General features: G+C 40.6%; 21 protein-coding genes. 6 read left to right on the plus strand and 15 right to left on the minus strand.

The features are described from left to right. The first annotated feature begins 366 nt into the window (after window positions 1-366). Window positions 367-771, plus strand: a complete 405-nt coding sequence (locus tag RMZ42_RS15840) for a hypothetical protein (RefSeq protein WP_322672272.1) — start codon at window positions 367-369, stop codon at window positions 769-771. 186 nt (window positions 772-957) lie between these two features. On the opposite strand, the gene RMZ42_RS15845 is transcribed toward RMZ42_RS15840, so the two are convergent. The 3 genes from RMZ42_RS15845 to RMZ42_RS15855 all read right to left on the minus strand — a co-directional run bounded on the left by RMZ42_RS15845 (window position 958) and on the right by RMZ42_RS15855 (window position 3,742). Then, window positions 958-1,149 carry a hypothetical protein gene (locus tag RMZ42_RS15845; RefSeq protein WP_292774856.1) on the minus strand — a complete coding sequence of 64 codons (192 nt, stop codon included), beginning with the start codon at window positions 1,147-1,149 and terminating at the stop codon, window positions 958-960. Window positions 1,150-1,469: 320 nt separating this feature from the next. Further along, window positions 1,470-3,014 (minus strand): hypothetical protein, encoded by a 1,545-nt coding sequence (locus RMZ42_RS15850; protein WP_322672273.1) that lies wholly within the window; start codon window positions 3,012-3,014, stop codon window positions 1,470-1,472. A gap of 125 nt (window positions 3,015-3,139) precedes the next feature. Further along, entirely contained in the window at window positions 3,140-3,742 is a 603-nt protein-coding gene (locus RMZ42_RS15855; protein WP_322672274.1) for a DUF3318 domain-containing protein, read from the minus strand. A 231-nt stretch (window positions 3,743-3,973) separates the two neighbouring features. Between RMZ42_RS15855 and RMZ42_RS15860 the strand changes: the two genes are divergently transcribed. Further along, window positions 3,974-4,234 carry a hypothetical protein gene (locus tag RMZ42_RS15860; protein ID WP_322672275.1) on the plus strand — a complete coding sequence of 87 codons (261 nt, stop codon included), beginning with the start codon at window positions 3,974-3,976 and terminating at the stop codon, window positions 4,232-4,234. 72 nt (window positions 4,235-4,306) lie between these two features. On the opposite strand, the gene RMZ42_RS15865 is transcribed toward RMZ42_RS15860, so the two are convergent. From RMZ42_RS15865 to RMZ42_RS15885, 5 genes are all read right to left on the minus strand, one after another. Beyond that, on the minus strand, window positions 4,307-5,986 hold the full coding sequence (locus RMZ42_RS15865) for an iron uptake porin (protein WP_322672276.1): 1,680 nt from the start codon (window positions 5,984-5,986) through the stop codon (window positions 4,307-4,309). A gap of 132 nt (window positions 5,987-6,118) precedes the next feature. Next, complete coding sequence (locus RMZ42_RS15870) at window positions 6,119-6,748, minus strand: Crp/Fnr family transcriptional regulator (RefSeq protein WP_322672277.1); 630 nt, start codon at window positions 6,746-6,748, stop codon at window positions 6,119-6,121. Window positions 6,749-7,459: 711 nt separating this feature from the next. Beyond that, window positions 7,460-8,128: a phosphate signaling complex protein PhoU gene (gene phoU / locus RMZ42_RS15875; protein WP_322672278.1), complete on the minus strand. Its 669-nt coding sequence runs from the start codon at window positions 8,126-8,128 to the stop codon at window positions 7,460-7,462. 28 nt (window positions 8,129-8,156) lie between these two features. Continuing rightward, complete coding sequence (locus RMZ42_RS15880; protein WP_322672279.1) at window positions 8,157-9,476, minus strand: sensor histidine kinase; 1,320 nt, start codon at window positions 9,474-9,476, stop codon at window positions 8,157-8,159. Between the two features lie 53 nt (window positions 9,477-9,529). Continuing rightward, complete coding sequence (locus RMZ42_RS15885) at window positions 9,530-10,282, minus strand: winged helix-turn-helix domain-containing protein (RefSeq protein ID WP_094349166.1); 753 nt, start codon at window positions 10,280-10,282, stop codon at window positions 9,530-9,532. 513 nt (window positions 10,283-10,795) lie between these two features. Here RMZ42_RS15885 and RMZ42_RS15890 point away from each other — a divergent pair. Together RMZ42_RS15890 and RMZ42_RS15895 are read left to right on the plus strand one after the other, a co-directional pair. Next, the gene (locus tag RMZ42_RS15890) at window positions 10,796-11,779 is read left to right on the plus strand and encodes a hypothetical protein (RefSeq protein WP_322672280.1); all 984 of its coding nucleotides are present in this window, start codon (window positions 10,796-10,798) and stop codon (window positions 11,777-11,779) included. 53 nt (window positions 11,780-11,832) lie between these two features. Next, entirely contained in the window at window positions 11,833-12,912 is a 1,080-nt protein-coding gene (locus RMZ42_RS15895; protein ID WP_322672281.1) for a hypothetical protein, read from the plus strand. Between the two features lie 496 nt (window positions 12,913-13,408). Here the strand turns inward: RMZ42_RS15895 and RMZ42_RS15900 are convergent, their stop codons facing one another. The 4 genes from RMZ42_RS15900 to acpP form a co-directional block, all read right to left on the minus strand. After that, on the minus strand, window positions 13,409-13,837 hold the full coding sequence (locus RMZ42_RS15900) for a hypothetical protein (RefSeq protein WP_322672282.1): 429 nt from the start codon (window positions 13,835-13,837) through the stop codon (window positions 13,409-13,411). 226 nt (window positions 13,838-14,063) lie between these two features. Further along, complete coding sequence (tkt, locus tag RMZ42_RS15905) at window positions 14,064-16,091, minus strand: transketolase (protein ID WP_322672283.1); 2,028 nt, start codon at window positions 16,089-16,091, stop codon at window positions 14,064-14,066. A gap of 312 nt (window positions 16,092-16,403) precedes the next feature. Continuing rightward, window positions 16,404-17,654 (minus strand): beta-ketoacyl-ACP synthase II, encoded by a 1,251-nt coding sequence (gene fabF / locus RMZ42_RS15910; RefSeq protein ID WP_322672284.1) that lies wholly within the window; start codon window positions 17,652-17,654, stop codon window positions 16,404-16,406. A 235-nt stretch (window positions 17,655-17,889) separates the two neighbouring features. Beyond that, complete coding sequence (gene acpP, locus RMZ42_RS15915; protein WP_322672285.1) at window positions 17,890-18,144, minus strand: acyl carrier protein; 255 nt, start codon at window positions 18,142-18,144, stop codon at window positions 17,890-17,892. Window positions 18,145-18,562: 418 nt separating this feature from the next. Between acpP and RMZ42_RS15920 the strand changes: the two genes are divergently transcribed. Further along, window positions 18,563-19,468: a CoB--CoM heterodisulfide reductase iron-sulfur subunit B family protein gene (locus tag RMZ42_RS15920; RefSeq protein ID WP_322672286.1), complete on the plus strand. Its 906-nt coding sequence runs from the start codon at window positions 18,563-18,565 to the stop codon at window positions 19,466-19,468. Window positions 19,469-19,796: 328 nt separating this feature from the next. Here the strand turns inward: RMZ42_RS15920 and RMZ42_RS15925 are convergent, their stop codons facing one another. The 3 genes from RMZ42_RS15925 to RMZ42_RS15935 all read right to left on the minus strand — a co-directional run bounded on the left by RMZ42_RS15925 (window position 19,797) and on the right by RMZ42_RS15935 (window position 23,471). After that, window positions 19,797-20,603: an iron-containing redox enzyme family protein gene (locus tag RMZ42_RS15925; protein ID WP_322672287.1), complete on the minus strand. Its 807-nt coding sequence runs from the start codon at window positions 20,601-20,603 to the stop codon at window positions 19,797-19,799. 599 nt (window positions 20,604-21,202) lie between these two features. Continuing rightward, entirely contained in the window at window positions 21,203-22,255 is a 1,053-nt protein-coding gene (gene lpxD, locus RMZ42_RS15930; protein ID WP_322672288.1) for a UDP-3-O-(3-hydroxymyristoyl)glucosamine N-acyltransferase, read from the minus strand. A gap of 133 nt (window positions 22,256-22,388) precedes the next feature. After that, entirely contained in the window at window positions 22,389-23,471 is a 1,083-nt protein-coding gene (locus RMZ42_RS15935; protein ID WP_322672289.1) for a hypothetical protein, read from the minus strand. A gap of 292 nt (window positions 23,472-23,763) precedes the next feature. Here RMZ42_RS15935 and RMZ42_RS15940 point away from each other — a divergent pair, with 292 nt between their 5' ends. Continuing rightward, window positions 23,764-24,249, plus strand: a complete 486-nt coding sequence (locus RMZ42_RS15940) for an SMI1/KNR4 family protein (protein ID WP_322672290.1) — start codon at window positions 23,764-23,766, stop codon at window positions 24,247-24,249. The last annotated feature ends 27 nt before the right edge of the window (window positions 24,250-24,276 follow it).

Below are 24,276 nucleotides of genomic sequence, written 5' to 3' on the forward strand. Positions count from 1 at the left end.
ATTGCAATCATTAATTGAATTGATATTAGTTTAATTAATTTGACAACTATCTTTAGATAGATAAGGTAAACACTACCTTATTTCTGATTGCAAATCCCTTGTTAATTGTGAAAAATCTAAACTTCATATTTGATTGATTTTGTCAAGATGTAATCCCTTGTATGATTTAAAAAATCAGTAAGGCCTTCTCTGGACTGAATTTATATTAATGCTTTCAGTAGATGCAGTTATGACTTTGGAAATGCAATAATGAATGTGTTCTCAAACAATATAGTTGCTGTGATTCGAGATAAAAATTTAAATTTTATCAGACTCTAGTAACTTTGGTTTTTAAAAAATTGTTTGATGTTTTGAGAAGGTAACACAATGAATAAAATCCTAAAACGCGCACTTTTACCCAGCCTCATGGCTGCAAGTTTAGCTGGTGTAACCTTAGTTCCCGCCAAACCCGCTGCTGCTGATGACCAAGTACTAAGAGATGCAGGTATTGGGGCTGTTACCAACGTCGTAACCGGAGCTGTTAGGGGAAATGGCAGTGTACTAGGGAATGCTGTTAAAGGTGGTGTCACTGGTGCAGCCGTCAATGGTGCAAATGGTCTGAGAAATACTCGCAATCGCCGTCACCGGAACGCCGCTCAAGATGTCGGAGTCGGTGCAGGCGCTAGTGCATTGACTGGTGTAATTACTGGCGATAAAAGAGATACTCTTGGCAATGCTATTGATGGTGCAGCCGTAGGTGGAGCAATCCATCTATTAACCAATGGTAAATAATTGGTAAATTGGTCAGCTGAAATATTTTCCAACGGTTAACGAACTTATCCCTCCCTAATTGCTCTCTTTCGTAAAAGGAGCAAACCTAACCTCGCTTCCCTAGAAGGGGAGCGAGGTTGTAGGTTAGATTTATTTGAGATATATACCACCGTCAGGATTGGATGACGTTAGGCTTAATAGTAATCTCTAACCCTTCAACGCCTTTCTAAAGTTTCGACGATAAGACTGATTTGTAATAAACAAAGCTGGCCATAGCAAAGATAAACCAATCCGATTGGTCAAAGTTGGATTAAAATTAGTCCGTCCAAACCCATTCCAAAATTTCCAAGCGCCGCCTCCGTAAACTCCTATCAAGCCAATAAAAATTAAGGTACTCATTCCCATCAACTCCGTTAGTAACTGACAGAATTTAAGTTAAGTTTTACCACACGAGGTAATCACCTCATAAGGAACACCGAGAAGGTATGACAAAACTCCCCAGTTTTGGATATATAAGCCAGTTAAACACACATTCTCTTATTCCAGTGTAGATTAGCCTCACGCATCCCAGCTAGTTATCAGGGGTGGCAAGCTAGTCAAAGGATGCAAAAGCGTTATTTTTGAGGTATTTTGGCGACACATTCAAATGTAAATGCCGATCCTTTAGTACAAGAAAGTTTATACCATATTAAACTACAAAGTTCTGTGGCGCATTATTCTTATACTTCATCTACCCAATAAAGATAATATCTTTCATTATCCACCCAGCCTCTCTGAAAATCTTTAATCGGAACAATTTTCAAATCATTGCGGTTGACATTCAGTTTTTTATTTAAAATCAGCAAAACTTTCTTTCGCTCATCTTGATTTTGAAGTAGAGAATTAACCTGGCTTAATATCTCTGCTTGTTCCACTTCTTGACGACCTTTTTTAAATAAAGTAAAGCTTCCCATTTTTGCAATTTCTGGATAGTAAAACTTTCGATTCAGATAACCCGATAAAGGAGCCATATTCGCATCTCGACTGGCAACAATAAACTCATTATCTAATCCAGATTTGTAAATATATTGGGCTGTTTCGCGACTAGCAGAAAATGGTATAACTAAATCTCTGGAAAAACTATAAATTCCTCCCCCAAACTGGACATAAAGAATGAGCATCAAAGTCAGATAATGCCATTTGTGAATAAATGTAATTGAACGTGGAATAATAGAAATTTTATTAAGTAAAACTATAGATTTTTGATAATAACTTCCCAGCCATAAAGCTGCTATTAAAACTAAATAAAAATGTCCAAAATGCCGTGGCATACCTATAAATCTCAAGTATGTAAAGGCAAATAATATACAATTGCCTATCATGTAGAAAAAGAAAATAACTGGCTTTTCAGATAATTTTATTAAAGTTAAAATTACAAAAAATAAAGCAATTATCGCACAAACAATTAAATCCAGCCATCTTTTATGTGTAGGAATAATTAATAAATAACTACCAAATACTCTGCCAACGCTTCTCAACAGATGACGGATATCTAATTCTATTAGCCAACCATTATTTAACCCACCGTGAAGATAACTATCTGTCGGAGGAGTAATAATATAAATAGATAAAATAAAAGATAATGTGATAATTAAAATACTTAACAATAAGTCGTACTTTTTGGTTTGACTAAAATAGTGCTGCCGATGTTCGCTATCAAAACAAAATTCAACCAGCAAAGTTAATAATAAAGAAAATGATACTAGTAAACCATAAGCACTACTATTTGCTAGTAAACCCAATAGAATTGCTAAATAAGCATAAGTTATTTTTCTAGATGCAAAAACTGTACAGAATGCAAAAACAAATAACATACTAAAGGCATAGTTTCGAGAAATTAAAAGATATTCGTAAAAAGGAAAGAAACCAAAAGAAAATAGAAATTTTTGTTGATAGTTAAAAGGACTATATAGGCAAAAAAGTGTAACTGAAACAACAGTAATTGCCAAATGGAAAATTTGCATAATAATAGGAGAATCGACTATTTTTCTCAGAATTGCCAGAGAAAAATACCATAGAATAGGATGACCTTCATAATGAATATTTGCAATTAAATCCCCGAACGATTCACTATCTCTGACAATCAGCCAGGGATTTAGTTCATCTCGCCACATAGAATGATTAAGAATACCTATTAAACCAAGAAAAGAAAAAAGAAGAATAATAAACCAAGGAGAATTAAAAGGTAATTTTGAAGTATATTTGCTAATTTTATTGCTTAACATTGTTAGTTCAGAATCCAACTTGTTTGGATCGGCAAGATTGCTGTAAATGCGATGATCGTCAAATATTCTTATGATTCTTTAACTATTCAGACAGATGAATTCTGAATTTTGATTATTACTTATTTTTACTTATAACTTTCTGGTATACCTACTGGTGATAAACCTGCGATCGCTCGTAAGTTTTGGCAACGAATCAACTCAGTAAAATTGAAACTGGAACGTCCTTCAATTTTGGCTACCGCTTCAATTGCTGATAATAGGTGCTGTGCTGCTTCAACTTCTGAATAACCACGCCGCTGTGCTATTTTAATTGCGGTTGCATCAGCATTTAACTCTGACTCTTGAGATTTATTAGTGCGCCAGATCCGAAAAGCAGCGATCGCACTTAATCCCCCAGCGACAGCAACGCCCACTACATCTGACTGTGCTACTTCCAAGAATCCGCCTAACAGCCCAGCCAACACCACGCCTTGATAAATGTCGGGTTTAAACCACTTTACCCCCGTCAACCAGCTAACCATCTGCAACAGCAGCAAGTCTCGTTGCGGCTTTGTCAGGCGACGCCACAAATCAAAATTAATATATATCGGTCGCGCTTGGTTCCAGGGTTGGGGAAAGGAAGCGTCAATTACTTTTGCTTGCTCTGGCTTACTGACGATTTTTGTCGTCATCCGACCAGAAGCAGGCATCACATCTAACAAACGGCGAATTTCAACATTTGGCTCCATAAATTTAATTATTAGCCATAATGTGCATAGTAACTAGGTGTGTAAAAATAAAGTTTTCATGTTAACCTTTGATTTATGAGATGCTCTCACAGTCTTGAATAGATTCAGATCGAGCTATAAGAATATTTATTCAGCAGTTTGATAGTATGGCGGGATTTTATAGTATTTCTTTGCCGCCAAATTCCAAACCTCAAAGTTTTGGCTTGCCATTAAAACTATATTTGTAACTACATGGACGCTTTTGCTACCCTCCCACCTGAATGGACGAATAAGGCAATACATGCATACAATTTTTGCTGTCCTAACTGCCACTCAAGTAGCCTAGAAGCTGAGAAAGTTTGGCTAAATCGGCGATCGCCTGTACTTACAGAAGACCGTCGTCGCAAATGGCAAGAGTTTTATTACTGTCACTGTGGTTCTGTGTGGTGGGCTTGGAGTAGCGATCGCCCCCCAAAAGATATATCCAATCAGCCAGATTACCATCCTACATAGCCAATTTTCTTCCTAAACAAAACCCCACCTAAAAGTGGGGTTTTGTTTATCTAATTCTGAGCTTTGCCAATTTTAAAAGGTGAAGGTAGTACGTAGAGTACCTACATATTCAGTGTCGTTAGCGTCATTATGCTCTGGATTGAAAATTACTAACAAGCCAGGTGTTACTTGAATATTATCGGAAACCTTGTACTTGTAAAGACCCTCTAAGTGATAAGAAGTACTGTCGTCGAAGGTAGTATTGCCAGCGACATTTTTGATACTACCACCAGTAACTCTGGGTGGTTGACCAAAGATCACACCTAAAACGTTGCCTTCACCACCAAAGTCTTTCAAAGCAAGCGCTCCAGCCCAGTACCAAACATCTGCGTCTGTACCCGCATTCGCACCAGTAAGAGCATCAGCAGTTGTATAACCTCCCCAACCACTAATAGCTAAGGTAGAGCCTAGTTGGAAGGTAGCTTCTATACCGTAGTTATTGGATTCAGTGCGAGTACCAGCCCCAAAGGGGTTATTGGCAAAAGCGCTACCTGTTCCTTGGAAGAGACTGTTGGCAGCATTTCCAGCGAAGTAACTATGGGCATAGGTTAGACCAATATTGAAGGCTTTGCTGGGTTTGAAAGTTAATTGACCGAAGATGGTGTTATCACCATCGAACAGCCCATTATTAAGACCGGGATTGTTAGCACCAAAGATACCATTAGTACCACTTGAAGGTGCTAAATAAGCACCAGTCAAACTGATAGCTTTGTTAGGATTCAAAGTAACAGTCAAAGCAGCAGAATTTTGACCTTGACGGTAAATCGGGCTAAAACGTCCATAGCGAGAGAGCGCACCTCTAGCAGAGCTTGTAAAGTCAGGGTTGAAGGTGTTTACGTTTTCGTATAATTCACCACCACTAGCGTCAACTTTGACACGCACCGCGTCAGAAAAGTTAAAAGCATAGTTGATTTTATCAATCACAACAGCGTTGCCGTTATCTCCATCAAAAGCCAAGCGGGTCATGTTAGTACCAGTACCGGTTGCAACACCATTAACAACGCTACCAGCATTAGAAATGGTATTGTTAGCATTCAAACGGATTTGCAACTGGTCTGTACCAGTGAAACTGCTGAACAAGTTCAAACGAACGCGATCGCTAAAAGTGGTGTTATAATTCAAGTCTTGAGTAGGAGCACCACCAGGAACTGCTCTACTGTCACCAAAAACATCAGACACGGCAAAAATTGCTTCTCCAACCAACTTGGTGGTAGTGGAGAACTGATTAGCTTCCAACTCTGAAGTGCGGGCTTCTAATCCATCAACACGACCGCGCAGAGTTGCTAGTTCCGCAGAATATTCTTCTTGCAAGCGCTGTAAAGTAGCTAAATCTTGTTTGCTGACCAAATCGGCAGTAGCTGTAGCAATCAGTTCGTTAACCCGATCTAAACAGGCATTCAAACCTGCGGCAAATTCATAACGGGTTAAAGCACGGTTTCCACGATAGGTACTGTTAGGATAACCTGCAATACAGCCGTAGCGCTCAACTAGAGATTGTAAAGCTTGGAACGCCCAATCTGTAGGCTGCACATCCGAAAACTGAGAAACTGATGTTACCTGACTCATGTCGTTAGACTCTTGAGTTTCAGATAACTCGCCAACATTTGTTACCTGTTCGTTAACTTCAGCAGCTAAGGCACTATTAGCAACGAAAAATGTAGCGGCTAATACAATTGGACTAACCTTAAAAAGATTCCAGAATCGTTTTGTCATGTTTTTACTTTCACTCACACCTACAATAATCCAGTCATGATAAAATGCTTTAAACACTTTTCTTTCGTGGATTTCACACACAATCACAGCAACGATTATACCTTTACCCTGTGATTATTACAAGCAATTCATTTAACACGCTGCTGAACTATAGTTTTTCATTAATTTATTTGGTAATCGCAAGATAATGCGGCGTTTGTGACGTAAAACTGTTCCTTCTTCTTCTAACTGCTGTAAGAGTCGGGTAACAGTTACTCGCGTAGTATTTAAAACTTCAGCAATATCCTGATGGGTAACATTTAAATCAATTAGCTTGCCTTTATCTACGTCACGGCCAAATTTTTCACTTAACCATACTAAAAACTGCCATAAGCGTAGCGAAATTGGTTTTTGATGCACAATGCTTAGTAGATCCTCTGTTTGTTGAATATGAGACAACAAAGCATTAGTATCCTGATGCCACAAATGAGGTGGCACAATGCTTACTTCCACGCCCGTAAGACATTCAATCTGGTAGGGCTTCACCTTAGACAAAGGATAGCCAATCAGATCCCCTAGTCCCCAATAACCAAGAGTAATGAATGTTCCATCTTCACTCCACGTTAAAGTACGAACTGCACCATATTCAATTCGCCAAATTATGTCATTGTAAGGTGGAATTACTTCCCGACGGATAAATATCTGTTGGGGTAATTGTTCGCCCAAAGCAGAACCATTTAACAAAATAGAAGAGTTTGAAGTAGGACTTGGGGAATACATCATTAACCGTAACTACATAATTATTAGGGAATCTCGCTATTTACAATGATTAAGAAACTCTAACAATTTGTCTCAAAATTTACCTGTCTTAACTGAAAGTCTATTCTTCTCAATTCAGAGCTAGGAACTAACTCAAAATCTTCTGATGGTAACAACTTTTACTTAAGGGATTTATCAGTAAGATATAGCCAAAATTTTAAGTTGTTTATCTGCTACTTTAATTGTGTAAGTTTAAGAATAGGTAAGCTTTTAGTAAAATATTTAGTTAACTTATTTTTTATTATTTGGTCTTTTCTGAAGACTAAGTAAGTATGTAGGCGCAAAAATTATGAAGATATTAGGGTGGAATGGCACTTATAACTTATAGTAAAGTGCTGAGTGCTGTTAGCGTCAGCGGGGCGTTTAGCCCGTGCTGAGTAAAAACCCAGTTTTGTCAAGGCTTTGAGGTATCAACACTGTCCTAACCTAACGTGAGTTCGACAAGCCTTTTTTTGACCTCTCCCCCAACCCCTCTTGGACACCCAGAGGGGAGCCAAAACCCTAATTTCTCGTTGCTCCTCCCTTTCCCCGTGGGAGAGGGAGATTGTCCGGGAGAGGTTCATCGAACTCACGTTAACCTATGTGACTATGGCTATACTAAATCGCTGGATTTAGATCCCCAACTTCTTACAGATATCTGGCGGGTAGAAGTCGGGGATCTTTGCAGCAGATCAATTAGGAGCGTTGACCGGTGACAATATATGCTACCCTTTGACCGATATTCGTAGCGTGATCTGCCATACGTTCCAGACAACGAATTGCCAGTGCCAGCAGTATAATTGGCTCGACTACACCAGACACATCTCGTTGTTGGGCTAAAGTCTGATAAACGCGATCGTAGGCATCATCTACAGTATCATCTAGATGCTTTAAACGGCGTCCACTCGCTTCATCGAAATCTCCTAAAGCCTTTAAGCTAGTTGCTAGCATCGCCTGCGCGTGAAGAGACATAGCTTCAATGTCGGGCATCGACGTATGAGGCGCGTAAGGAAAAATTTTAATCGCAATTTCAGCTAAATCCTCAGCATAATCGCCAATGCGCTCTAAATCTCGCACCAGCTGCATAAAGGCACTCAAGCAGCGCAAATCGGGAGCTGTAGGCGCTTGTAGCGTCATAATTGCCGTACAGTCTGATTCGATTTGACGATAAAAGCGATCGATCTTTTTATCTAATCGGGGGAGTTCCTCAGCTGCTGTTAAGTTACGAGCAAATAACGCTTGGTGGCTGAGGCGAAATGATTGTTCTACCAAGGCACCCATGCGTAATACATCCCGTTCTAAGCGCCTAATGGCGCGTGCGAGTTGTGGTCTTTGAGGATTGGGAGTATTATCGACGGCTTTCACACTTGTTGTCTCAAAGGTGAAGATATTACTAACTATAGTCTTGGCTTAGGGAGTTTGCCATAACTTCAGGAAATTGGAGTTGCATCCACGCACCACCAGTTTCTGGATGGTTCATCGCTTTGATTGAACCACCGTGGGCAATTAGAATTTGCTCAACGATCGCTAATCCTAATCCATTGCCAACGATCGCTCCTATGGAGTTACTATCTTGGGGAGAATGAGTTCGAGCTTTATCTCCTCGATAAAATCGCTCAAAAACGTGGGGTAAATCTGCTTCAGAAAAGCCGACTCCAGAATCAATAAGATTTATTTCCAAGATTGAGGAAGCAGGATCGTTATCCTTTGTTGATAATATTTTCGCTTCAACATGAATACTTGTGCAAGGAGGACTGTATTTAATGCTATTGTCTAGCAAATTCAGAAAAACCTGGTAAATCCGGGGTTTATCTGCCTTAATCCACAGATTTTCGGGGCCAGAATAAGAAAAAGACAAATGTTGGCGTTGTGCCAAAGGTTCTAGCGTTTCCCAAACAGATGTAATCAGCGATCGCAATTCTACAGCTTTGGCTTGCAATTGCATATTTGGGTTTGCTTCCATTTGGGTAAGGTCTAACCAGCTTTGCACTAAGTTGATCAATCGGTCAACTTCTTGCATCAGGCGGTTAACCCAGCGATTTAAAGGTGGTTCTAAACGGTTTTGTAAAGTTTCTACAACCAAACGAATTGAAGTCAAGGGCGTTCTGAGTTCGTGTGCTAGATCGGAAAAAGAGCGATCGCGTGCTTGATTTATATCTAATAGGGGTTGACGATTTTCTAAAAAGACTCCCACTTGTCCATTGGGTAAAGGCAAGCTAGAGGCCCGCAAAGCCAGAGATTTAATTGTTGCCATCTCTGCTGCATCATCACAAGATGGATGAAATACCCATTCTCCCGTCTGGGGTTTTTGGCGATCGCGAGTTTGCTCAATTAAATGGTCGAGTTCATAAGACCTGACCAACTCCAATAACAAGCGCACCTGTTCTGGTTGCCACCTTTGCAGATACAAAATTTCCTGCGCCTGTCGATTGCACCACAGCAGTTGATTTTCCTCATCCACCTGCAAGTATCCCACTGGAGCCAAATTTAGCAGGTCTTGATAAGTTTGCAACGACTGCTGCAAATCTTGCCGCTGCTGTTTCACCATCGCTATTTCTTGCCGCAACCCAGGAATCAGCAGCAGTCCCATCTTGTCAGAATGCGAGGTTAACGGTCGGAGTAAGCGCCTCAGGTAGCGGTTAAGTTGAACCTGTTGCCAAACCCAAAACCCAATGCCTACCGCTAAACCCAGAAAAAATCCCAATAAAAGCATTTGAGTTGTTAGTTTCTTGGTGACTACTAAAAACTAACAACTATCCCAGCTAATTATCCAAACCTATAGCCAAAACCTCTTACAGTCACAATATATTCGGGATGACTGGGGTCTTGCTCTAATTTTTCGCGCAACCACCGAATGTGAACGTCTACGGTTTTACTATCGCCAACAAAATCCGGCCCCCAAACCTGATCGAGCAATTGTTCTCGTGACCATACCCGGCGGGCATAACTCATAAACAGTTCCAGCAAACGGAACTCTTTAGGAGAAAGACTCACTTCTTGACCGCGAACTAGCACGCGACATTCTTGGGGATTTAAGGAGACATCCTTAAATTTTAATACTGGTATTGGTGGTAAATTGCTTAGGCGTTGGCGGCGGAGTAAAGCGCGACAACGAGCAACTAACTCGCGCATACTAAAGGGTTTGGTCAGGTAGTCATCTGCACCCACCTCTAACCCCAAAACACGGTCAGTTTCACTACCCTTAGCACTGAGCATTAAAATAGGTACTGGGTTGCCTTGATGACGCAGCAAACGGCAGATATCTAGCCCATTGATTTGCGGTAGCATCAAATCAAGAATGACCAGATCGAAGGGAAGTTCCCCTGAATTGGTTTCAAAACTTTTCAGATACTCTATAGCAGACCGCCCATCGGGAGCAGTTATCACCCCATAACCTTCTTCTTCCAGAGCTACAGCTAGCATTTCCTGGATTAATTCTTCATCTTCTACTACTAGAATACGGCTGGTTTGTCCAATGTCCGTTCTGGCAGAGTACTTGGTCGATTCACTGGTATACATTGATATCACAAAAGTCTAGGACTGTGCTTGTATCAATTAGGATGATCAAGTCTATTATCTCGCCTTACTGCAACTGCGCTTCTACTAGGGTTAATTCTTTTAGATTTTATTTACATAAAGTAATATACACCACAGCAGTCTCCTAAATCATAAATCACTGTGCCAGCAAGCTTCTAAATAGTTTTTAATTAAAGACTTTGAATTTTCGATTCTGTCTTCACAAGATGGAAAGACATTATTGGATGAAGGATTATCTTGACAGAGGAGATTAGTTTAGGTATATTTATTTTAGTACAAATGTACTATTAAGCCCCAAAGGGAAAACTATACCTAAAAAACAGAAAGACATATATGTGGAAAATTCCTACCCACTAAGTGTTAGATGTGGATCATTTCAGTATTTCCACGGCGTTAAAAATGTTGATTAAAAAGCTACTCTGATGTCTGCATAGGGTAGTCATTGGTATGGCTTGCTACCCAATAAATCATTTGCCTATTGAAGGGAGTTGGAAGATGACTACAGTTGGAGTCAAAGACAGCAAACAACAACTAATGCAAGCATTTCAACAAATTATTATCCACAGAAAAAAACTTGAATCTAAAATAGCAACCAAACAAGAGGAAGCAGAGAAGGCAAAAAGTCAAGAAATTCTGCAAGCAGCTTCTGCATATACAGTTGATAGTATTGTCAAAGGTTTAGCTGATTTACAATTGGAGTTTGGCAGTATTCTCAACGGATTATCTGAAAAACTAGCTCAGGAAAACTCCAAGTTAGATGAATTGAACCGAGCTATAGAAATTGAAACCCAACGTCTACAAGAACTGCAACAAATTAGAGTTGTAGCGGATACTCTAGATGTTTTAAGTCAAGAACATCAAGAAAAATTAAAAATTCTCGAACAAGATACTATTAGCAAAAGGGAAGCACTAGAGAAAGAAATTACAATCAGGCGAAAAGAATGGCAAAAAGAACAAGCAGAGTATGAAGAAAAACTCAAAGCATACAATGATTTATTAGCCAAAGATCGCCAGAAAGAACAAGAAGAATTTCAGTATAAATTAGAAACTACTCGGAAACTCAATACAGACAGCTACGAAGGGATAAAGCGCCAACAACAAAGGGAAATACAAGAAAACTCTCAGAAGAAAGAGAAAGATTGGGCAGAACGAGAAAAAATCTTCGCTGAACGCCAACCACTCTTTGCAGATTATCAACAAAAGGTAACTACGTTTCCTAGCGAACTGGAAGAAGCAGTTAAGAAGGCTAGAGAAGAAGCAATTAAAGAAACAAGCCAAAAAGCTAAAATTGATGCTGATTTATTTGAAAGAGAATGGGAATCTAATAAGCAGAGTTATGAACAAAAAATTCAATCTCTGGAAGAAACAATTAAGAAACAATCTGAGCAAATAGAAGGCATTTCTACTCAATTGCAAACTGCATTAAAACAAGCACAAGACTTAGCTATGAGGGCTTTTGGTAGTTCTAACCCTAAATAGTTGTGAGTTCATAGCATCTTAATCATTTTGAATTCCTGAAGAGGAGGTTTGTTGTGGTGGTGAAAAAACCGACTGATAAGAATACTAAAGTAGAAATTCTTCAGGCGTATGAGGAGTTGGCAAAAGAAAAAGCAGCACTGAAATCAGAACTTGATAAAGTTGGCAAAGAAAGCCAGTCTGGAACTAAAGAACAGCCTAAATTAGAACAAAAAATAGCTATGAATCAGCTTTCTAGTGTCCAACAGAAGATGAACAATACAATCGAAAGCTTGGCAAAGATTCAATTAGGTTTTGGCAGTGCTGCTAATGAATTATCGGAACAGCTAACCACAAAAGCCTCGAATTTGGAAGAAATTAGGCGAACTTTAGAAGAAGAAATCCAACAATTAACACAACTGCATAATTTAGAAATTTCTGATGATATCTTGGATACTCTCATCCAAGCCTATGAAGATAATACTAAAGCTTATCAAGAAGAATATAACCAACGTTCTGAAGTGTTATTCCAAGAAATGCTAGAGCAAAGAAATACTTGGGGAAAAGAACAAGAGGAACAGCAACGGGCAATAAAAGAACGGAATGAAAACTTAAATAAAACTCGGCAACGCGATGCAGCAGAGTACAAGTATAATCTAGAACTCCAGCGGCAACTGCAAAATGACGAATACGAGCAACAGCAAAAAGCGCTATATAAGCAACTGGAAGAATCACTACAAGAAACAGAAAAGCAGTGGGCTGAACGAGAGAAAGCAATTTCTGAGAGAGAGAAACAATTTGAAGAGTTAAAAGCTAAAGTAGAAGCTTTTCCGAAAGATAAAGAAGCAGCCATCAAAAAAGCTACAGAAGAAGGTAAAGGCATCGCCCACTACCAAGCTAAAGTCAAATCAGATTTATATTCTAAGGAAGTAGAAGGGCAAAAGCGTTTCTATGAACAAAGACTGCAATCTCTAGAACAAACTATTACTAATCAAGAGACGCGAATTCAAAATCTTTCTAAACAACTGGAATCCGCTCTCAAACAAGTTCAGGATTTGGCAGTTAAAGCTATTGAAGGTACTTCAAATGTTAATTCATATCAGGCAATCAAAGAAATAGCTTTAGAACAGGCAAAGACTCAAGCGAAAAATAAATAAGCTGATTTCGGAAGAATTCAGAAGTCAGAATTCAGGAGTCAGAATAGTTAAAGAATCAGGAGAACATTTGATAAATCAATATATCAAGTGTGCTTCATTCCTTCTAAATTCTGAATTCTGATTCCTGGGTGCTGAATTCTTCCCTGATTTATTTTTAATGAAAATTGTAGAGACTTAATTTAATTTAAGCCCCTGCAAGTAACTCTAATGCTTTTTATTCAGTTTTCTTTGGCTTTTTGAGGTCTGGCGGAGGTTGTACTTTCTTCTTTGTTGTGCTTGCCTGCGTTTGCTTCAAGGCTTTGTTGGAATTTTGTTCTTGACTAGACATAATACTAACTTTTAATATTTACTACAATATTATTTAGATTATAAGTATTATTAATTACATCAATCCTACTCATATAAATTAGAAATTAATTTGTTGTTATTAACCCAAAACTTTTTTCGCTGTTGCTAACACACTGGGTATTTCACAAAATCATATATCGCTGTATTTTCAAATAGATTGATTGAACCATTGCCAGACACGCTTCAAAAACGATTGTTCTTGAGAGTATGAGAATTCTGCACGTAACCGATCGTTATAAACTTGCATATTCTCACCCGTTTCCGTCCAAACAAGTTCAAGGCACGGTACATGAGTTTTACAACCTGTACAAAAGCTCATATCTGCTGAATATAAATATGGGTTCTTTAAATAGCTGCGAATAATCTCTTCTGGCATTCCAGTGTAACTATCGCATTTAGCATGATAATAAATACATGGAATACCTTCTAGAGAAGCTTGTTCGCACTCGTCCGGGGGTAAGGTGACATACTCATTTTGTTGACCATCTGGACGTAACTTTAAATGTTCTTGGTGATGCCTTAGGTAATCTTCTTCATCCAACCATTCATGGCAAAACTCACATCGGTACTTTTTCATTGTCTACCCTAATCGATTTAAATATAATGCTTGATTATTCAAATCCAACATGACAAAAATTTTATTGAGAATACAATCTACAGACATAGTTAGGTTTGATTCTCTACATTTTCATTATTCCCAAAATAAATATAAAAATTAAAGCTTACATAAATAAAAAAGCTTCCTAAAAAAAAGGCGGGCCTTTCAGCCCACCCCACATAAATTTGAGAATATTCTGTTGCTATTAACCCAACAATTGTTTAGCCTTAGCTAACACATTATCAACGCTAAAACCAAACTTCTCTAAACAAACACTGCCTGGAGCTGAAGCACCAAAGCGATCGATACTAACAGTATCGCCTTCAGTACCTATGTACTTATGCCAACCGAAACTAGCGGCAGCTTCTACAGACAAACGCTTGGTGACAGCTTTCGGCAGAATGGACTCTTTATAAGCCGCATCCTGTGCTTCAAACAGTTCCCATGAAGGTAGCGAGACAACACGGACTTTCTTGCCTTCAGCCTTGAGTTTTTCGGCTGCGCCGACGGCGAGGCTCAGTTCTGAACCAGTTCCAATCAGGATGAGATCGGGTGTACCTTCGCTATCCACCACGGTGTATCCACCCTTTGCCACGCCCTCAACCGATGTACCAGCCAAGTTAGGAACGTTTTGACGGGTAAACGCCAAAAGAGACGGAGCGTTTTGCTTCGCTTTCTCGATCGCTATTTTATAAGCACCAGAGGTTTCGTTCCCGTCTGCGGGACGAAACACGGTTAAATTAGGAATAGCTCGCAAGGAAGCCAGAGTTTCAATGGGTTGGTGGGTGGGGCCATCTTCACCTTGCCCAATGGAATCGTGAGTCATCACCCAAATCACGCCAGCTTGAGAAAGTGCGGATAAGCGGATGGCAGCACGCATATAGTCTGTAAAGATTAAGAAGGTAGCACCGTAGGGAATTAATCCCGAACTGTGCAATGCTATACCATTACAGATTGCGCCCATACCATGTTCCCGTACCCCAAAGTGGATGTTGGGGTTTTCGTAGTGCCCTTTTTGAAAGTCGCCCTTGCCTTTGATTTCAGTCAAGTTGGAGTGGGTTAAGTCAGCCGAACCACCAATCAATTCAGGTAAAACCGCCGCCAGTTTGTTGAGGCAAGTTTCTGAGTGTTTGCGGGTGGGCAGTCCTTTGTCTTCGGGGGTGTAGGTGGGTAGTACTTTATCCCAGCCGTCGGGTAGTTTGCTACTTAGGTAACGTTCAAATTCAGCTGCTTCCTGGGCATACTTAGCTTTGTAGTCGGCAAATGTTTTGTTCCATTCGTCTTCGTAGCCTGCGCCGCGCTCAACTGCTTTGCGTGTGTGGTTGAGGGCTTCTTCTGGGATTACGAAAGGTTCGTATTCCCAACCCAAATTTTTCCGAGTCAAGGCAATTTCGTCTCCACCAAGGGCAGCGCCGTGAACGCCAGCAGTGTTTGCTTTATTGGGGGAACCGTAACCAATAATGGTTGTTACTTTTATGAAAGAAGGCTTATCGGTGACAGCTTTAGCTGCTTCAATTGCTTTAGCGATCGCTTCTAAATCGGTGTTGCCGTCCTCAACGTGTTGGACGTGCCAACCGTAAGCTTCAAAGCGCTTGGAAACATCTTCGGTGAATGCCACATCTGTGGAACCGTCGATGGAAATGTGGTTGTCGTCGTACAGAGCGATGAGTTTGCCTAATCCCAAGTGTCCTGCGTAAGAAGCAGCTTCACCCGAAATTCCTTCCATGTTACAACCGTCACCCACAATTACGTAGGTGTAATGGTCAACAATCTTGGTATCGGGTTTGTTAAATTTAGCGGCAAGGTGAGCTTCGGCGATCGCTAAACCAACTCCATTGGCAATTCCTTGACCTAAAGGGCCAGTTGTGACTTCCACGCCTGGGGTCATGAAGTTTTCGGGGTGTCCAGGGGTTTTGGATTCCCATTGACGGAATTGTTTGATATCTTCGATGGTGACGCTATCGTAGCCTGTCAGGTACAGTAGGGCGTACTGCAACATCGAGCCATGACCGGCAGATAAGACAAAGCGATCGCGGTTAAACCATTTGGGATTCTTGGGATTAAACTTCATAAAGCGATCCCAAAGGACAAAAGCCATCGGAGCCGCACCCATTGGTAGTCCTGGGTGTCCCGATTTTGCTTTTTCTACGGCATCAACAGCCAAGAAGCGGATCGAGTTAATAGCCAGTTCTTCGACGGACAATTCTTTGGCGGATTGGGTTGCAACAGTCATAATCTCTTGTTTTTAACGACGGGTTAGCACTCTTCGTAGCTTCTCTTGCTGGGGTTATTTTAGATTCCCCACAGTATCCTCATCATCCCACTCCCGCTTGTCGATGGACAAGCGGGATCTCCTGAGTTTCTGGTGATAAATCAAGCTGATAATTGGGTCATGCTGAACGCTTAAATTATATCGGAATGATATTTCTGATACTTTGGGCATTGGGCATTGGGCATGGGGCATTGGGCAAACGAGCAGAGCTGGATTAAACTATTGAATTCTGACTCCTGCCTCCTGCCTTCTGCCTCCTGCCTCCTGCCTCTTTTAAACGTATTTCTTAAAGGCCAGTGTGACATTATGACCGCCAAACCCAAAAGAATTGGATATTGCTATCTCGACTTTTTGAGCGCGGCTAGAGTGAGGCACGTAATCTAAGTCACACTCTGGATCGGGATTTTCCAGATTGATTGTCGGTGGAATTTGGTCATTAGCGGTCGCTAGTACTGTTGCAACTGCTTCAATACCTCCAGAACCGCCCAATAAATGACCTGTCATCGATTTGGTGGAGCTAATTGCCACCTTATAAGCATGTTCTCCCAAAGCTTTTTTGATTGCTGAGGTTTCAGTTGAATCATTAGCTGGGGTACTAGTGCCGTGGGCATTAATATAGCTAATTTGTTCGGGAGTTATGCCAGCATCTTTGAGCGCTAGTTCGATCGCTCTAGCGGCTCCAAGCCCACCAGGTACGGGGGAGGTGATATGGTAGGCATCACAGGTCATACCATAGCCGATCATTTCGGCATAAATATGAGCGCCGCGACTTAGGGCGTGTTGCAGTTCTTCGAGAATTAAAATTCCCGCACCTTCACCCAAAACAAATCCGTTGCGATCGCGGTCAAAAGGACGGCTAGCATGAGTCGGGTCATCATTGTTAAAAGACAGTGCCTTGCAGGCGGCGAACCCAGCTATCGACAATGGTGTGACAGCTGACTCCGTTCCCCCACAAATCATCGCTTGGGCATATCCCCCTTGAATTAAGCGAAAAGCATCTCCAATGGCATTAGAACCAGCAGCACAGGCAGTTACAGGACAAGAGTTTGGCCCTTTAGCACCCGTGTGAATTGCCGTTAATCCTGCGGCCATATTGGCGATCATCATTGGGATCATGAATGGACTACAGCGATCGGGCCCACGGTTGAGGTAGATAGTTTGCTGGTCTTCTAATACCTTAATCCCACCAACGCCAGAACCGATCATCACACCTACCTGTTCTGCATTCAGGTCATTAATCGCTAACTCCGAGTTAGCTAGAGCCTGTTTTGCTGCCGCAACCCCAAATTGGGAAAACCGATCCATACGCTTGGCCTCTTTGCGTTCCAAGTAATCATGCGGATCGAAGTTTTTCACCTCACCAGCAATTCGGCAATCATGGCTAGACGCATCAAATAATGTGATGTAGTCAATGCCATTACGTCCACTCAATAATCCATCCCAATATTCTGTTGCTGTGTTACCTATAGGTGTAATCGCGCCAACACCAGTTACAACAACGCGTTTACGTGTATGATCTGTCATGATTCAGTTAAAAATGGCGAAAAAGCAGCAGGCAAAAAATTTGAGGTTAGCGACTAGGTACTGGTGAGCCAGCGCGGTCTTAAAGGTTTCCTTTACGAGCGACTGGCATCGGATTTGCTGACTTCAAGTGAGTGTCGTTAACGTCAGCATTAGTGACATTAGCAGCGTCACGCGAAGAGTGGCTAGATATTAGAGAAAAATCTCCCCAATCCCAATCCCCAATTCCAATCCCCAGTTAAGCTGAGGCGGTTACTTTGTTATTGATGTAATCTACTGCCTCTTGAACCGATGTAATCTGCTCGGCAGCTTCGTCGGGAATTTCGATATCAAATTCTTCTTCCAAAGCCATCACCAACTCAACGGTATCGAGGGAATCTGCTCCCAGGTCTTCCATGAACTTGGCTTGTGGTGTAACTTTGGCATCGTCGTCAACACTCAGTTGTTCGGTGACGATTTTCTTGACCTTTTCAAAAATTTCCGTTTGGCTCATAAATAAAAGTCCTTAACCACTTGCTACGATCTGCTCTTTAGAGGAGACATTGTTTTGAGCATATACATCTTATCGTCAAGCGCGATCGCCCGCATACTTCCAAGGGTTTTTCTGCTAGAAAACCTCTCCCATTCCTAAAATAAATCGGATAAGTTTTCTCTTAACACTTGAACTGTGGAGCGCGTTACGCCATCGCCGATCCCGTGTAAATGCTTTGGTTTTCCAATTATTGCTAAAATTTTTGACAATGTCTCATCGGTATTTACAGCCTTGCTAGCAATTAAGAATATGTAGATGCTGCGACCTTTTAACCTAGACGCTTAAAAGGTAGCTAAACGTCAAACATCAGAATGATGCTAACAAGGAATGATAAAACAGTTATTGTTTAGAGCGATCGCTCTAACCCAAACATACTTCTATGCTACCTCAGACACTGAAATACGCTTACTTCCCTGGTTGTGTTGCTCAAGGGGCCTGTCGGGAACTTTACCAATCAACTCAAGCGCTCACCCAAGCACTGGGCATTGAACTAGTTGAACTTAAAAAAGCTGCTTGCTGCGGTTCCGGCACATTTAAAGAAGATTCGCAACTGCTAGAAGATACAGTCAACGCCAGAAATATTGCCTTAGCAGAAGAATTAAATCTGCCCTTACTTACCCATTGCAGCACTTGTCAAGGTGTTATCGGTCACGTCAATGAACACCTGAAAGAATGTAAGACTTCTAACCCTGTTTACATTGAACAGGTTAATGGCTTGCTAAATAAAGAAGGTTGTTCGCCTTATCGCGGCAGTACTGACGTTAAACATCTTCTTTATGCCTTGGTGACAGATTACGGTTTAGAGGAAATTACCAAACGCGTCACCCGAAAGTTAACTGGATTAAAATGTGCGGCTTTTTATGGCTGTTATCTCCTGCGCGCCCAAAAATCTATGCCTGATGACGACCCTTTCCAACCGGAAGCGATGGAAAATATGTTTCGGGCAGTGGGTGCAACACCAATTTATTACCGAGGGCGGACACAATGTTGTGGTTGGCCCCTTGCTAGTTATGCCACTACCCAATCTTTTAAGATGGCGGGGATGCATATTCAGGACGCTTTAGCGTCTGGTGCTGACTGTATAGTTACACCTTGTCCTCTGTGCCACTTAAATTTAGATTCCCGTCAGCCAGAGGTAGAAAAGGTGATTGAACAAAAGCTAGGTTTACCAGTGTTGCATTTACCCCAATTGATTGCTTTGGCACTTGGCGTTAGTCCAAAAGAACTGGGTTTAGACCGTCACATTGTTTCCACAAAGCCAGTGTTGGAAAAATTAGGATTTTAGTTTTAGGACTAGGCCTTTTAATCTGACTGGTAAAATCTCTTTTTTTCTCTGCGTCCTTTGCGTCTGTGCGGTTCAAAAGTCTTTTATTTAACCACAGAGGCGCAGAGAACACAGAGTTATTCAAAAATTGCCGAATAATTCAGGAGCAAAGCAAGAATAGCTGCGCCAAGGCGTTAGTCGTATAGAATAACCTTGTTGTATTCTGACAACTGACGCCAATATTGCTGTTTTGATAAAAAAATTTCCAAAATTAACCAACTTACAATATATAAGACTGGTAATTTTGGATAACTTTAATTAAACTTTAATTTTGAGAATCGCTTTGGTATTAGCTTCGTAAAGTCAACGCTTCTTTTTCGATGTTTTCATCCATCCAAGAAAACATATCGCCAATTGATTTAACCATATCTTCAACCCCTTCACGGAAGAGTTCAACATCTTTCTCAGACTTGGTATAAATTTGAGCCACTTGAATCAATTCGTCTGTATGTTCTGGATCTAAGTGGCAGTGGAGATGAAAATATTCGATGGTATGGTCATCAATACCTTTAAATATCTTACGAAGCCCTTCGATGTATTTGATAAAAATTCCAGGTAAGACTTGTTCAATTGCTGCAAATCTTCCTAAAGAACGTACTATAGGTTCATCATCACAAAATTCAAATTTCTTAAAGCGTAATGCCGGAATGAGAAACGCTCTATCCTCGGCATTGATATCAATTTGAGGACAATCAATACCTTTCATAAAACGCATAAATAATGCTACATGAGCAAGGTCTGAGTTGAGTTCTCCATGCTCAGTAAATGCATTTTCTAGCATAATCGTTCTAGCATGGTAACTATCCATTTTAGACGCGACTTTCAGAAAAGCCATATTGAATCTGTTTGAGCCAGGTAGCATTTTCATTGCAAACTGTCGGATTGCATCTTGTGAAAATTCTCCTTTGGCAAAGCGTTGAACAAAGGGATGTAGAGACAAATCTTGCGCAGTTGTGATTTCTAATAAAACTTGCTGTAATTGGTTGGATATCTTAGCATCCAAAGAAAGAGTTGCAGTCATTATTTTAGCAGATAAGTGGGTTGTTGTTGATGCTTGATTGTCTAATTGGGCGTGAATATCTAGACAATTATTCACGCAGCTTGCATAGCAAAAAATGCATACTCTTTGCAACTATGTTTTAGAGTATGTTTGCAAATGCTGATTAACAAATACTTGATTGACTGATTTGATGTGAATAATGAACAATTACTCAAGCAGTTCACATAGTAAAATGTGCAAACCTTTTGTAACCATATTTCACAAGTTTGCAAATCCTGATTTAGGTTAGGATAAGCTTGAAAATTGAGATTATCTTCAATAATTGAGGCTAAACTTTAACTAGAATGCGTTCCAAAAATTTTTGTTTTTGGTTAACTGAAATGTACGTACAGCTATTATGAATAAGTTATTACCTCTTTTGCAAAATATTCCGTACAAGTTCGTACTTTGTCCTAATAAAAATTCTAGTGTCTTATTTTTTCGTAAGCAAATAAAAAAACATTATTAACTAAATCTTTACTTTTTTCGACAAATTTCTAAAGTTGGTATAAAATTATCAAAAAACTTTTTTTGTCATCTGCCAATAGGTATAAATACAAAATACTCTTGAAGAAGAATACAGAATGGGACGTGCAAGATTCACGCCCCACAAGAATTATTTTGAATTTAGTTATGCAATTTAGATAAGTTTCAGCTTAATCATTGCTATTTTTGAATTTACGTTGCAATTGTTTTAGCGATTGATACATATCTGGCAGGCGACCATAAACAGCAGATACCTTGAGATATAGTTTGTAAGGAAGGGCTGGAGTTCCACAGACAACTTCTCCTGGGGCAACATCGTTATGAATTCCAGTTTGAGCAGATGTCATCGATCCATCTCCCATCTTCACTTGATTGACTATTCCTGTTTGTCCAGCTAAAATAACGCGATTTCCCAGTTGAACCCCTCCTGCCATGCCAACCTGACCTGCGATCGCACAGCCAGAACCGATTTTGCAACCGTGACCTATTTGCACTAAGCTATCAATTACTGTATTGCGACCTACCCGTGTTTCTCCGACTGCTGGGCGGTCAATACCAGTGTTGCAACCAACTTCCACACCATCTTCTAAGACTGTATAGCCTGATTGTTCCATTTTGAACCAACCAGTCCGGGTAGGAACAAAACCAAAGCCTTCTGCACCAATGACAGCACCACTGTGAATGACGCAATCTGCACCGATGTGGGTGCGTTCGTGGATGGTACAGTTGGCGTGTAAGGTAGTGCGATCGCCTATTTTGGCATCTGGATAAATCACCACATTGGGATGAATAATTGCGCCATTGCCAATTTCTACCCCTTGTTGAATCACAGCATGGGGGCCAATATAAACATCGTTACCAACTTTTGCGGTGGAGTGAATTACAGCGCTGGGATGAATTTCTGGGGTAGGGCGATATGGTTGATAAAAAAGTGCGATCGCTTTGGCAAACAATAATCGTGGGTCTGAGGTTGCTAGCCAGACAATACCCCTTTCTTGTGCAAGCGCTTGTAATTTTTCGTCCTGGGGCAAAATTAAAGCACTAGCATTGGTATTGCCAACAAAAGACCCAAATTTTGCACCTTCTACGTAACTGAGAGTACCGTTGGTAGCTTCATCAATGGCTGCTACCCCTGTAATTTCTGGGTCTTGGTCTGGGTTGCTAGTCAGGCTATGATTGGTAGCCGCGTCACCAAATTGACGGAGGATTTCGCTGAATTTCATTGTTGGGTGTGTTCAAAATTGATCTACAATCGCAAGATAATTTTCCCTCTTTATGCTCCAATACAATAATTTTGTAGACGCGTAGTGGTGAAGCAATCAGACTGTTCCTAGTTTCGCTTCAAGTTGGATAACTTTAGTGACATTCTTCTGTTGATGGCTCTCGTGAGCTTACTTTCACTGCATCTTGTCTCAATAGCGTCTTGAGGCGTTGATTATCTTCGGTAGCGATCGTTTCACCATAGTGATGAAGTTGAAAAAGCTGGCAATACCGATTTTGTTTAGCGCAAATCAAGCAGCCATAAGCATGATTGCCGTTACTACCGCATAACCGATGTCCCATCACCGGGCCGAGAGAAATATTTTGCTCGCTAGCAACAGTACTGAGAATTGAGCGCAGTTTTGACTCGAACTCTAATGATAAGTATTGCTTACGTCCTGGTTGTGTGCGATCCCATTCTGGAACGATTAATTCCTGTTTTAACAGACTCGCTTCAATCTCTTCAGACATCACAAGCCCAGATAGAATAACGTGACGGGAAACATGAGGTAATAATGTACGTGCTAACTGCCACATTAAGGCTTCATCAAACCACTCTTCAACTAGTGGACGCAGATACCAACAACAGGGAATGCCAAGGTTTACTAAATCTTGCAGCAACTGTACCCGACTCTGAATTGAGGCTTGCTCATAGCCTGGTTTCAAGGGTGGTAGACTAACAAAGACAGTGACTCGAAGTGAATGAGGTCGCTCTAGAGTTTTTTTGAGGCGCTCTAGAAAAGATTGACCAGGATGAACTTTGGTGGTGATGTAGACGATGTTGGCAGCTTTGCGGTCAATCAGTGCATCCAAAATTGATAGTACGCGTTCTCGATGGGCTGGAATAAAAGGGTCAGAGTAATCGCACAGTGAAATTGGAAAGCCCTTTTGTCCCTCTGGGGTAGCAAAAATGTAGTCTAGCAAAAGATCGAGCAGGTCAACTGGAGCTGAGACATCCTGAAAGTTTTGTGGATAATGATGCCAATCACGGTCTTGATGACAGACACAATAGGCACATTCAACCGGACAACGATTCTGAACATTTGGTAGAAATGGATTGAGGCTGAAGTATTTAACAGCACGCTCCTCATCAGGAATACCAAGCACTGGAAAGCCATGCAGCATATACTGGCTTTCTTGCAACGTAATTTCAGACGTAGGATTTTTATCAGTATCCATATATCTTTTATGAAAAAAGTAATACACCCAGAAAAATTTGTCTTCTCTAGAGTGGCTGGTGTGAATATAGAGTGGCAAGGTGGGAAATGCTGGAGGATTAATAAGAATTTTGATAAGTAAATATAATTAAGTAGCGATCGCTGTTCCTAAAGAACTGGTAAATGGGTTGAGGTTAACACGGAGAAGCTCTTGGTAACAAGTTTTAAGAGTAGACTTTTGCGATTTTGTACTAGTTAGATAATTAATAATTAAGATAGAGATTATTTATCCTCTAAACAGTTCAAGTTTTGAAATGATTAATAATATACAAGAATTAAGAGAGCGCTTGTTTACTAGTGGAATAGTAAAAAATGAGCAAGAACTACAAGGATGTACCTCAGAGGAAATTGCATACATTGAGAGTAAATATGGAGTTTTACCAAGGACTTACAGGGAAATCTTAGGCTTACTTGGGCATAGTGCCGGAAAGCTTGTTAGAGGATCGGAATTTGAGTTTTACTTCGACCAACTTATCAAAATGAATGAATGGCAGCAAGAGGTTATCCTTGAGTCCATTGCTGAGGGAGAAGACTGTACACCCTTACCAGAAAAAGCTTTTTGTATCTGTGCTTTATATGGAGATCCGTGGTTTATTATTGCCGATGGACAAGATGACTGTTCTGTTTATTTTCTGCATGACGATTGCATAACAATTAAAGAGGCCAGTAAATCTGTGATGGATTGGATAAAGGGATTTGTAGAAGACGCTGAATATTGGATAAGGAAAGGACTGAGATAATCAACCTGGTAAAAAGGGTCAATATTA

It is taken from the genome of Nostoc sp. DedQUE05, assembly GCF_034530955.1.
Lineage (GTDB): Bacteria > Cyanobacteriota > Cyanobacteriia > Cyanobacteriales > Nostocaceae > Nostoc.

Excerpts from the sequence above, each read along its gene's own strand:
- lpxD (WP_322672288.1), bottom strand. The coding sequence starts at position 22,255 with ATGAAATTCAGCGAAATCCTCCGTCAATTTGGTGACGCGGCTACCAAT.
- RMZ42_RS15870 (WP_322672277.1), bottom strand. The coding sequence starts at position 6,748 with ATGATGTATTCCCCAAGTCCTACTTCAAACTCTTCTATTTTGTTAAAT.
- RMZ42_RS15885 (WP_094349166.1), bottom strand. The coding sequence starts at position 10,282 with ATGTATACCAGTGAATCGACCAAGTACTCTGCCAGAACGGACATTGGA.
- RMZ42_RS15880 (WP_322672279.1), bottom strand. The coding sequence starts at position 9,476 with ATGCTTTTATTGGGATTTTTTCTGGGTTTAGCGGTAGGCATTGGGTTT.
- RMZ42_RS15865 (WP_322672276.1), bottom strand. The coding sequence starts at position 5,986 with ATGACAAAACGATTCTGGAATCTTTTTAAGGTTAGTCCAATTGTATTA.
- RMZ42_RS15940 (WP_322672290.1), top strand. The coding sequence starts at position 23,764 with ATGATTAATAATATACAAGAATTAAGAGAGCGCTTGTTTACTAGTGGA.
- RMZ42_RS15845 (WP_292774856.1), bottom strand. The coding sequence starts at position 1,149 with ATGAGTACCTTAATTTTTATTGGCTTGATAGGAGTTTACGGAGGCGGC.
- RMZ42_RS15860 (WP_322672275.1), top strand. The coding sequence starts at position 3,974 with ATGGACGCTTTTGCTACCCTCCCACCTGAATGGACGAATAAGGCAATA.
- RMZ42_RS15900 (WP_322672282.1), bottom strand. The coding sequence starts at position 13,837 with ATGAAAAAGTACCGATGTGAGTTTTGCCATGAATGGTTGGATGAAGAA.
- RMZ42_RS15855 (WP_322672274.1), bottom strand. The coding sequence starts at position 3,742 with ATGGAGCCAAATGTTGAAATTCGCCGTTTGTTAGATGTGATGCCTGCT.
- RMZ42_RS15920 (WP_322672286.1), top strand. The coding sequence starts at position 18,563 with ATGCTACCTCAGACACTGAAATACGCTTACTTCCCTGGTTGTGTTGCT.
- acpP (WP_322672285.1), bottom strand. The coding sequence starts at position 18,144 with ATGAGCCAAACGGAAATTTTTGAAAAGGTCAAGAAAATCGTCACCGAA.
- tkt (WP_322672283.1), bottom strand. The coding sequence starts at position 16,091 with ATGACTGTTGCAACCCAATCCGCCAAAGAATTGTCCGTCGAAGAACTG.
- RMZ42_RS15850 (WP_322672273.1), bottom strand. The coding sequence starts at position 3,014 with ATGTTAAGCAATAAAATTAGCAAATATACTTCAAAATTACCTTTTAAT.
- fabF (WP_322672284.1), bottom strand. The coding sequence starts at position 17,654 with ATGACAGATCATACACGTAAACGCGTTGTTGTAACTGGTGTTGGCGCG.
- RMZ42_RS15840 (WP_322672272.1), top strand. The coding sequence starts at position 367 with ATGAATAAAATCCTAAAACGCGCACTTTTACCCAGCCTCATGGCTGCA.
- RMZ42_RS15890 (WP_322672280.1), top strand. The coding sequence starts at position 10,796 with ATGACTACAGTTGGAGTCAAAGACAGCAAACAACAACTAATGCAAGCA.
- RMZ42_RS15935 (WP_322672289.1), bottom strand. The coding sequence starts at position 23,471 with ATGGATACTGATAAAAATCCTACGTCTGAAATTACGTTGCAAGAAAGC.